Here is a 9,535-nt window from a genome sequence, read left to right as displayed (position 1 = left end):
GCGCTGGCGGCTTTTGGGGACCGGTTGAGTTGAAGCGAGGCCGCCTGGTGGGGCATTTCGATCGTTGAACGATGCCAAAGCGGACCACCATTTCTTCCGATCACGACCCGAGGGCGTCACGCCGAAAAGAAGTAGCGGGTGAGATGGAAGAATACCGGCGCCGCGAAACACACCGAGTCCATCCTATCCAGCATGCCGCCGTGGCCTTTGATCATGGTGCCCCAGTCCTTCGCCTGCAGGCTTCGCTTGATCGCCGAGAGCGTCAGGCCACCCAGAAAGCCCATCACCACGATCACGAATGACATGGCCAACGACTGATAGATGCTGAACGGTGTAAGCCAGAACATGCAGCCTCCAGCCAGCACCGCCGCCAGGCCGCCGCCAACCAGCCCTTCGACCGTCTTTGAGGGACTGACGATAGGTGCCACCTTCGTTTTTCCGAACAGTTTCCCGAACACGTACTGCAGAACGTCGCTGATCTGGACGACGAACATCAGGTAGAACAGCAACAACGCGTTCTGCCCCTCGAACCCCTCCAGATCGAGAATCAGCAACGCAGGTGCGTGGCTGATGCAATACACCGTAATCATGACGCCCCACTGAATCTTGGCGACCCGCTCGAGAAAGGCATCGGTTTCCTGTGACAGCACGGCAATCGACGGCAGGAACAGAAACGCATAAACCGGAATCAGCAGCGTCACCATCGAATACCAATGGATGCCGATGAATATGTATTGCAAGGGAATGAGGATAAAGAACGCCGCGAACAGCGCGTTGTGATCGCCAAGCCTGGTTGGGGTGAGTGTGATGAACTCTCGCAGCGCAAAGAGCGAAACGAACGCGAACAGCACCACCGTTGCCGTGCTACCCAACAGGTACGAGGCGACAAAGATCGCGATCATCGACCACCAGGCGTTGGTTCTCAGGTTCAGGTTTTCGACCGTCGCAATCGCACCGTCTGTCCTGACGAAGCGCTTTAGCATCAGTCCTGTGACGGTGGCCACCGTGAGCAGGGAAACGACCCCAGCCATCAACAGATAGAACTTGTTTTCGATCATCATTCGGCGAGCCTCACTACCGCTTCGCGGGCCCGGCTCAAGAAGGGGCCGACCTCTTCGTTCTCGATGACTTCAAGCGGGTCACCGATCCGAATGGTGCAGATAATCGGCAGCGGCACATGCTTCCCTTTCGGCATCGAGCGATACAGGTTGTCCAGGTAGATGGGAACCAGCCGCGCCTGTGGAAAGGCCTTATGAAGCCGGTAAAGCCCGGATTTGAACTCGCCAGGAAGCGCCTGAAACCTGCGTGTCCCTTCTGGGAAAATGATGACCGAAGCCCCCTGAGTCATCACCTGATGCACCGGCGCCAGAGCATCTTCGCCTTCCTTGGGTTTGCGCTCGATCAGCACCGAGTTGAGCCCACGCGTCGCGATGTATCTCAGGAATCGGTTCTTACCCCAGTAATCAGCTGCGGCAAGGGGCTTGGTGTTGAGCCTGGCCTCCCTGGGCAGAGCCGCCATGATCGCCAGCGTGTCGATATGACTCGTGTGGTTGGCGAAATAGATGCGCTGACCGGACAGGTCCGGCGTGCTTTCGAAACGAGCGCTAGCACCCAGCAGTAGCCGCAGAACAGAGATCAACAGGGTGGAGAGCCACATCAGACGGTCCCCTTCAACTGGCGCGCAATAATTCGGGTGCGGGTAACGCAGGTTAAAACGGACCCAGCCGCGATAGCGACCAGCGCGAAGTACAAGGAATAGTGCGTCGCGAAGAGCAAAGACTCCGGAATATTCAACGCCAGGCCAGCCGTTATTACTGCCATCCGGTGCTGCTTGGCCATGGGCCCGACAAAGGTTTGCTGGAGCCCGAGTGATCCGCCGAAGACTCGAATATAAGCGGTCAACGCTGCGACAAGCGCGGCAAACCATCCAAGCGCCGGGGCGCCAACCGCGTAACCGAGCGCCACGATCAACAGACTGTCTGCGATGCGATCTGGAAACTCGTTATACAGGCTGCCCAAAGGTGACTGCTTTTCGCCTTCGATGGCCACCATACCGTCAAGTAGGTTGCAAATCAGCCTGAGCTGGATAAACAGAATGGCCACAACAGTAGCGAGCACACCCGCAGAGGCCACCATACTTGCAGCCGCTGCGGCTGCAAATCCGATACTGGCCACTGAAATCTGGTTAGGCGAGATATTACGCTTGATTAAAAGCGTGGTTAGTTCCATTGCCCAGCGTTTAGATCGGGATGCAATGGGTCTTCGGTTGTCTTGCATGGCGTTCCCTTACCTAGTTGTTTATCCATTTTTCAAATTAGCACCAAGGGTATCCCCGGCTTCTCTTGAACGACAGTTTACGCTCTGCCCAGCTCGTTATTTCAAGCAGTTTGGCGCGTACTTTTGTTACGCACCCCCAAGACATCACCAACTTCCGTAGGGAATGCCGTATCTTTCGATATAGCGCTTCGACTCAATGGACAACGGATAATAGCTGCCACCTGACTTTCCAAGATGTGGGCCAAGCGGTTCTATCTCCGCTTGAGCCCGGGCGACTGCGACTGGCTTGTTGCATTCATTACGAGTCCAGACTTGGATGACGCCACCCGGTGCCAGTCCTACATGTAATGCAGCTAGGTATAGAGCCGGTACCTCCGGCGTTTCCGGACAGCGTCGATGGGTGGATGTGTGCATGAGCTGCCGGGCAGCTTCAGGGATATCTATCCATGCCCGATAGGTCTGCGGCTCCACTACCGACTGCCACCGCACATAGACGCGCCTCGGTAGGTCCGCACCCGCTACAGTATGAATTCCACCCGATTTTCCACGTGGCCAACCTCTTGCGAAGTCTGCTTCTAAATTGTCGATGCCAGTCCCGACGATTCCGCCGGTGCCGTGGTTGAACACTTTACCCTGGATATCTTCAACCAGACTCGCCTCGACCCACCCCACCATGTAGAGCGGCGAGAAGAATTCCAAACTCCACCATTTGTCCTTCGGGTCCTTTTCCCCGGATAGAGGGTCAGCAGTCTGGCAGCCACTCAGAATAAATATACCCAGCAGGGTGATGACATGCTTTATCAAGGAACATTCCATTCAGCAATGTGAGGATGAAATTGGCGGGCTTCGCCAACATTGGGCGCATTAATATATACCAGCTTTAAACTGCTGGGCGCATGCTTCTTTAACGGACTATTCCAATTCGCAGAAACATGAATATAGCGCAGTCTCAACAACCGGTCTTCAGCGGGCGGGACCTGATAATTACCGTTGCTAAATCGTTCATGCAGAGCGGTTAAATCGCTTGGAACAGAATAGCTTGGATCCTTTTCATCGATTTCGTTTAACCTAACCCCATGTTTCTTGGCGAGGCTATGCATAAGCCGCAAATAGACGCGTGACAGCCCGCTACTCACCCGACGTTTGAGCTGCAGCCCGGCAAATACCTTCTTTTGCCGAGGTGCTAGACGATCACGCGGGTCAACAGGCAGTAACTGCGACTCTGGGGTGACGATTTCCAGCATGGCCGCAGGCCAGCCCGCGTCAATCATTCGCTGCCGGGCATCGGCGGCATCTTGGTAGATAGAAGTTGTCGCCACATCGACACGCTGCCCAACCACCAGCGCCTGCATGGGGCTGACCAGAACTCGCTCCTCGGCCTCGTCCAGGTAGCCGCCGCCGATGTCCGAGTGAGCACCCGGAAGGATGATTTCAGTATGGTCCGGGCTGACCTCACTCAATGGAAAATTGGCACGTGTTTCGTCGCGCGCCACTAGCTGGACCACATCCTTGAAGTATTTGCGTGGCAGGTAGAGATTCAGCCCCGGTGTCGTGGCGCTTCGGACATTACCCAGATTCGCCAAACCACCAACTGAAGCGACGGTATCGAACAGGCCGATAAAACCGACGTTGATGTCCCTTCCGTAGCGCTCGACGAAACTATGATCAAACGCGCTCGCGTGGCTCCGCAAAGCCGCTCCGAGAGGGCCCTGGTTGCCTTTGACGACTTCATTGGCGAAATGCCTCGCCGCTGCAGCACCGCGACTAAAACCGAAGACATCAAAGGTCAGGGAAATAATCTCGCCGCCGGGATTTCCCTCCTTCGCGCGCCCAACAGCTGCACCGATCATGGTGAATGCACGCTGAACACACTGTTGAACACCGGTAGCGCCCCGCCCCATGGCATACCCCAAGGCGTTGTCTTCCTCACCGTTTTGGGTACCGATACCCTCGACATAAATCCTCAATGCGACTTGACGTTGCGGGCCCGAACCCTCGGCATCAGCCCGATCGACATGGAGGCTCATCAGCTTCCGCACATTGGTCAGATCATTCCCATAACTGCTATCCGGCTCGGCCATATAGGGTTTGCAATTGGCGTCCAGATCTTCGGCCGTGATGGGATGGTGCGCGCCACATGCCAGGCCAAGCGCGGCGTTGGTGGCGTTGTTGAGCGTGCCATCGAAGAACACGCCGATACGCAAGGCCAGCTTGACCTTCTCGGGCGATCCGGCCGGCTGATTGCTGTAGCGCTCGTATTCAGCCCAGCGCTCGGCATGGATTTCGACGGGCTGAACGCCCTTGAGCTCGGCTTCGCGCTTGGCTCGAGGAATATTGGGTACGTAACCGCTCATGGTTCCACCATCCTTGGTTGGAAATCATTGTCTGTGCAAAGGCTCATGTAGGTATGCACGTCACGTGCAGTGCCCGGATGGTTAGTAACGGCGAGCGTCGGGATGGTTTCAAGCGCGCCGTTCACATTGCGCGCACCTTGCGCCTTGGTTTTGTGCCCTGACCCAAGAGACGGCAATTGGCGAGCCGCTGCTCACCCGGAAATGTCAGACGGGGATCGCAAACCCGGCCTGATGGCGGCTGGCGCAGCGCAACCGGGCCGCTGCCCCTTTCAAGTGCACCGAATCCCCGTATAGTGCGCATCGTCCTCCGCTTGCGCTGGCCTCACCGGGTCTGGCGCAGCCCGACGACCAAGGCATGAACCTTGCGTTATTCGTTGCGCAGCCCATCACCCCGGCGCTGCGTTTGCCGAATGCCCTACCCGGGTGGCCGGCCAGAACTGGAGATACACGATGTCTACCGAACCCGTCACCCTGATGGTGGCCCGCCGTGTGCGCGACGGCCGCTACCACGATCTGCTCGCCTGGCTGCATGAGGGCGAACAACTGGCCGCGGACTTTCCCGGCTACCTCGGCTCCGGCGTACTGGCGCCGCCGCCCGGCGATGATGAATTCCAGATCGTCTTCCGTTTCGCCGACGAACAGACCCTCGACAGCTGGGAGCACTCGGCGTCGCGCCGTGCCTGGCTGCAACGCGGTGGCGAACTCTTCGGTCACCCCCATGAACACCGTGCCCGCGGCCTGGACGCCTGGTTCGGTGACAGTACCCGCAGCCCGGCACCACCACGCTGGAAGCAGAGCGTGGCGATCTGGCTGGCGTTCTTTCCGGTATCGCTGGCGTTCAATCTGCTATTTGGCGGATGGCTTGCCGAGTTCGGGCTGGTCACGCGCATCCTGCTCAGCACCCTGGCGCTCACCCCGCTGATGACCTACCTGTTCATTCCGCTCTCCACGCGCTTGCTGGCGCCCTGGCTCAACAGCCCGACCCGGCCGCGGCTGCGTCACGCCAAGCAGGTGATCGGCGCCCGTTGATCGGAACGCCAGGGGGAGACCCTACAAAAGCATTGCTGTCATTCCTCTGGCGCCATTAAAGTGCCACCAATTGGCGCCGATACCTCAGGGTCGGCGTCGAGCGGTGTGTGCCAGAGCGCCGCCCGCGACCAGACGGACATTGCCAGCGGATGGACAACCGATGACCCCGAAAACGACCCCTGCCCCCTGGCGTTCGCGCAGCCTGATCCTGCTGGCGCTCGGACTGCTGTTTCCTTCGACCAGTCTGCATGCCGCCGAGCAGACCCTGACCCTGCTGACCTGGGAGGAATACCTCAGCGAAGCGGTCATCGAACGTTGGCAGGCGGAAACCGGCGTGCGCATCGAACAGATCTACTTCGACAGCGGCGACAAACGCGACGAGATCCTCGCCAAGCCCGACCATCAGATCGACGTCGTGCTTACCGAGCTGATCAGCTCCTCGCGCTTCGGCGCACGCGGCTTGCTGGACCCCCTCGACGAAAAAAGCCTACCCGGGCTCAGCCACCTTTCACCGCGCTGGCGCGACAGCTGCGGCCCTTATAGCGTGCCCTACCTGTGGGGCACGCTCGGCATCGCCTACCGCAGCGACCGCCTCGACCAGGCACCGCACTCCTGGGCGGACCTGCTCAAGCCGGCCCCTCACGATGCGCCCCACATCATCATGATGGAGGATCACGAGGACATCCTCGCCAGTCCGCTGATCCTCCAGCAGCACTCGATCAACACCTCCGACAACGACGAACTGAAGGCCGCCTACGAACTGCTTCTGGCGCAGGCGCCCGCGGTATTGACCTACGAATACGTGATCACCTCGCTGCGCAGCCAGCGCTACCTGGACCAGGCCGACATGGCGCTGGCCTACAGCGGTGACCAGCAGGTGCTCAACGAAGTCGAGGGCATCGACGGCGAGCCCTGGCGCTACGTGGTGCCCGCAGAGGGCACGCTGCTCTGGGTCGACTGCCTGTCGGTGCCGAGCATCACGCCGGACAAGGCGCTGGCGTATCGCTTCCTCGAGTTTCTCAACCAGCCCGACATTGCGGCGCTGAACGCCGCCGACCTGGGTGTAGCGACGCCGAACCGGGCCGCGCGCGAACTGCTGCCGGACGACATCCGCCAGGATCCGACTATCTATCCGCCGGAGGAGGTCCTGGCGCGCAGCCAGGTCTACGAGCCGAGGCCGCTGGAGGCTACACAGACCCGCCGCCGCATCATCAGCGCCTTGATCAACGCTCATGACGCTCGGTAAACGCGCCCTGCTGGTGATCTTCCCGGTCATTCTGATCATCCAGCTGATCGCCGCGACCACGGCCTACCTGACCCAGCGTGCCTCGCTGCTGGGGCTGGAACAGGCGCGCCTGGCGCAGCAGCTCTCGGCGCTCAAGTCGGCCTACCTCGATTACGAAGCCTTCAACCGCAGCGTGCTCTACTCGATCATCGACAGCGAAGCGTTGCTGCTTTTCCTGCGCGAATCCGACACGGCGTTTCGCAACGAGACGCTGGGGCTGCGCATCCAGCAGAGCATCCGCTCGCTGTCCAACACCAAGCTGACCTTCGTCTCCTTTGCCATCGTCCAGCCGGACGGCACGCCCGCCTATTACTTCGAAAGCAGCCTGTCGCCCTTCGCCACGATGAACGCGACCCAGCAAAGGATCGTCAGGGAGGCCCGACAGTCCTCAGCCGTCAGCGGGATGGTCTATGTGGAGGAGGCCGAGGGCGGCCCGCTCCTGCTCGACACCGATTTCATCCTGCCGGCGTCGAGCAGCCGGCCCCTGCCCAGCCAGCGCGCGGAAGCCTTCACACTGCAGCTGGCGGTACGCCCGGAGCGCTTCATCAAGCTCAAGCGCAGCCTTGAGCAGGAATACGGCGCGCCGGTGGAGATCGCGCCACAGTTGGCCCCCATCGAGCCCGGGCTGTCCGCGGACATGCTGCTCTCCCGCTCCCTCTACGCGCGCCTGACCCCGGCGCCGGAATACATTGCCGAGCGCCTGCGCACCCTGGGGCTGGCCTTTCTTGCCGGTGGCTCGCTGATGTGCCTGATCTCCATCGCCCTGCTGCTCTGGCTGATCCGCCGTTACGTCACCGGCCCTATCAGCGAACTCGACGACCAGCTCACCGACTTGCTCCTGTGCCGGCGCGCCGCGCTCGACGAACCCAGCGAGGGCGGCGAAATCGGCCGCCTGACGGTCAATATGAAGACGCTGCACGAGCGCAACACCGCCGCCCTGCAGCGCATCCAGGAAATCTCCTGGACCGACAGCCTGACCCAGATCAGCAACCGGGCTCACTTCGGGATACTTGCCAGCAGCCTGTACGAGCAGTCCATCGAGCAGCACAAGCGCCTGGCGCTGCTGTTTCTCGATCTGGACAACTTCAAGCAGGTCAACGACCAGCACGGGCACGATGCCGGAGACGCGCTGTTGCGAATGTTCGCCCGGCGCGTCCAGGGTCTGCTTCGCCAGCATCGTGTCCATCATCCGGACAGCGAGACCGCCTTCGCGCGGTTGTCCGGCGACGAGTTCGCCATTCTCCTGCAGACCGGCACAGGCGACGGCGGGCTGCCTGCACTTTGCGAGGCGCTGCTGGAGCTGTGCCGCGGCGGTTTCAGCCTGGACGATCGGGTCTATCCGGTCAGCGTGAGCATTGGCACGGCCTGGTACCCAGACGACGCCGATTCCATCACCCAGCTGCTCACCCGCGCCGACACCGCGATGTATCAGGCCAAGGCGGAGGGCAAGAGCACCGTGGTGGCCTTCAGCGCTGCACTCGAACAGCACAACGACCGCATGCGCCTGATCGAGGACGAGCTGCGCGCCCTCGATGGCGAGGCCCAGTGGCGTCTGGTCTACATGCCGGCGCTCGACCGCGAGGGTGCGGTGGTGAGTTGCGAGGTGCTGTTACGTTGGCATTCGCCGCTGCTGGGGACCGTCTCCCCTGGCGAGTTCATCCCGATTGCCGAGCGCGCCGGGCTGTTCCCGAAAATCGACAGCTGGGTCATCGATCACGCCCTGGCCGACTACCCGCGGCTGGTCGAGTTGTTCGGCCGGCAGGTGATCCTGGCCATCAATGTCTCTTCCGCCCAGCTGACCGACGACCGCATCTGCCGCTACCTCATCGAACGCGCCGCGCACCACGGCGTGGAGCCAGGGCGGATCGAGATCGAGTTGACCGAAACCTATGCGGCCGAACTGTCCAGCGACACCATGGACGTGGTCCAGGCGATCCGTCAGGCGGGTTTTCGGGTCGCCATCGACGACTTCGGTGTGGGTTACACCTCGATCCAGCAGTTGCTCGAATACCCGGCCGATACCATCAAGCTCGACATGGCGATCATCCGCCGCCTGACCCGGCCGGACATGCAGGAAAGCCTCAACGCGCTCGTCGCGTTCTGCCAGGCGCAAGGCAAGCGGGTCAATGCCGAAGGGGTCGACAGCCTGGAGAAACAGTCCGCCCTGCTGCAGGCCGGCTGCGATCTGTTCCAGGGCTACCTCATCTCCCCGCCACGGTCGCTGGCCGCGCTACGGGACTGGATGGCCGTGCGCAACCGCGCCGAAGGCGCGCTGCGCCTGGAGCAACTACCGCCTCGAGCAGAGGTGCTGGCGGGCTAGCGACAAGGGCTTGGCTGAACGGTCCACGGGCGAATGAATTCGCCCCTACAGAAGCGGGATCGGCGTTGCGGCGGGGCGGCCGTAGGGCGAATGAATTCGCCGCTACAGAGGCGGGATCGGCGTTGCGACGGGGCGGCCATGGGCGAATGAATTCGCCCCTGCGGGAGCGGGTTCGGTATCGCGGTGGGGCGGCATGGGCGAATAAATTCGCCCCTACAGGTGCGGGGTCGGCGTTGCGGCGGGGCGACATGGGTGAATGACGGGGTTCTC

Annotated in this window: 8 protein-coding genes; 3 read left to right on the top strand and 5 right to left on the bottom strand. The window is 61.0% G+C overall.

Translation table 11 applies throughout. From position 1 onward, the window contains the following. Window positions 1–116: 116 nt before the first annotated feature. The 5 genes from MST27_RS21560 to MST27_RS21540 all read right to left on the bottom strand — a co-directional run bounded on the left by MST27_RS21560 (window position 117) and on the right by MST27_RS21540 (window position 4,631). Window positions 117–1,061: a phosphatidate cytidylyltransferase gene (locus MST27_RS21560; protein ID WP_243607939.1), complete on the bottom strand. Its 945-nt coding sequence runs from the start codon at window positions 1,059–1,061 to the stop codon at window positions 117–119. Next, on the bottom strand, window positions 1,058–1,657 hold the full coding sequence (locus MST27_RS21555; RefSeq protein WP_243607938.1) for a lysophospholipid acyltransferase family protein: 600 nt from the start codon (window positions 1,655–1,657) through the stop codon (window positions 1,058–1,060). Before MST27_RS21555 ends, MST27_RS21560 begins: the two co-directional genes overlap by 4 nt. Then, entirely contained in the window at window positions 1,657–2,229 is a 573-nt protein-coding gene (locus MST27_RS21550) for a CDP-alcohol phosphatidyltransferase family protein (protein WP_243607937.1), read from the bottom strand. The genes MST27_RS21555 and MST27_RS21550 overlap by 1 nt, the downstream gene beginning before the upstream one ends. Window positions 2,230–2,421: 192 nt before the next feature. Beyond that, window positions 2,422–3,078, bottom strand: a complete 657-nt coding sequence (locus tag MST27_RS21545) for a DUF2931 family protein (protein WP_243607942.1) — start codon at window positions 3,076–3,078, stop codon at window positions 2,422–2,424. Further along, window positions 3,078–4,631 carry a phospholipase effector Tle1 domain-containing protein gene (locus MST27_RS21540; protein ID WP_243607936.1) on the bottom strand — a complete coding sequence of 518 codons (1,554 nt, stop codon included), beginning with the start codon at window positions 4,629–4,631 and terminating at the stop codon, window positions 3,078–3,080. The genes MST27_RS21545 and MST27_RS21540 overlap by 1 nt, the downstream gene beginning before the upstream one ends. Window positions 4,632–5,081: 450 nt before the next feature. Here MST27_RS21540 and MST27_RS21535 point away from each other — a divergent pair, with 450 nt between their 5' ends. From MST27_RS21535 to MST27_RS21525, 3 genes are all read left to right on the top strand, one after another. Next, window positions 5,082–5,660, top strand: a complete 579-nt coding sequence (locus MST27_RS21535) for an antibiotic biosynthesis monooxygenase (protein ID WP_243607935.1) — start codon at window positions 5,082–5,084, stop codon at window positions 5,658–5,660. A 160-nt stretch (window positions 5,661–5,820) separates the two neighbouring features. Continuing rightward, a complete protein-coding gene (locus MST27_RS21530; protein ID WP_243607934.1) occupies window positions 5,821–6,906 on the top strand; it encodes a polyamine ABC transporter substrate-binding protein in 1,086 nt (361 codons plus the stop codon). Next, window positions 6,893–9,265 carry a putative bifunctional diguanylate cyclase/phosphodiesterase gene (locus MST27_RS21525; RefSeq protein WP_243607933.1) on the top strand — a complete coding sequence of 791 codons (2,373 nt, stop codon included), beginning with the start codon at window positions 6,893–6,895 and terminating at the stop codon, window positions 9,263–9,265. The genes MST27_RS21530 and MST27_RS21525 overlap by 14 nt, the downstream gene beginning before the upstream one ends. The last annotated feature ends 270 nt before the right edge of the window (window positions 9,266–9,535 follow it).

Origin of the sequence: Stutzerimonas marianensis (assembly GCF_022810315.1) — a bacterium.
Taxonomy (GTDB): domain Bacteria; phylum Pseudomonadota; class Gammaproteobacteria; order Pseudomonadales; family Pseudomonadaceae; genus Stutzerimonas; species Stutzerimonas marianensis.
The sequence above is the reverse complement of the archived record's forward strand: the minus strand, read 5'-3'. Positions and strand labels throughout refer to the sequence as shown.

What these genes read in the sequence shown, in the direction of transcription:
- MST27_RS21560 (WP_243607939.1), bottom strand. Translation starts at nt 1,061, where the DNA reads ATGATGATCGAAAACAAGTTCTATCTGTTGATGGCTGGGGTCGTTTCC.
- MST27_RS21525 (WP_243607933.1), top strand. Translation starts at nt 6,893, where the DNA reads ATGACGCTCGGTAAACGCGCCCTGCTGGTGATCTTCCCGGTCATTCTG.
- MST27_RS21555 (WP_243607938.1), bottom strand. Translation starts at nt 1,657, where the DNA reads ATGTGGCTCTCCACCCTGTTGATCTCTGTTCTGCGGCTACTGCTGGGT.
- MST27_RS21540 (WP_243607936.1), bottom strand. Translation starts at nt 4,631, where the DNA reads ATGAGCGGTTACGTACCCAATATTCCTCGAGCCAAGCGCGAAGCCGAG.
- MST27_RS21535 (WP_243607935.1), top strand. Translation starts at nt 5,082, where the DNA reads ATGTCTACCGAACCCGTCACCCTGATGGTGGCCCGCCGTGTGCGCGAC.
- MST27_RS21530 (WP_243607934.1), top strand. Translation starts at nt 5,821, where the DNA reads ATGACCCCGAAAACGACCCCTGCCCCCTGGCGTTCGCGCAGCCTGATC.
- MST27_RS21550 (WP_243607937.1), bottom strand. Translation starts at nt 2,229, where the DNA reads ATGGAACTAACCACGCTTTTAATCAAGCGTAATATCTCGCCTAACCAG.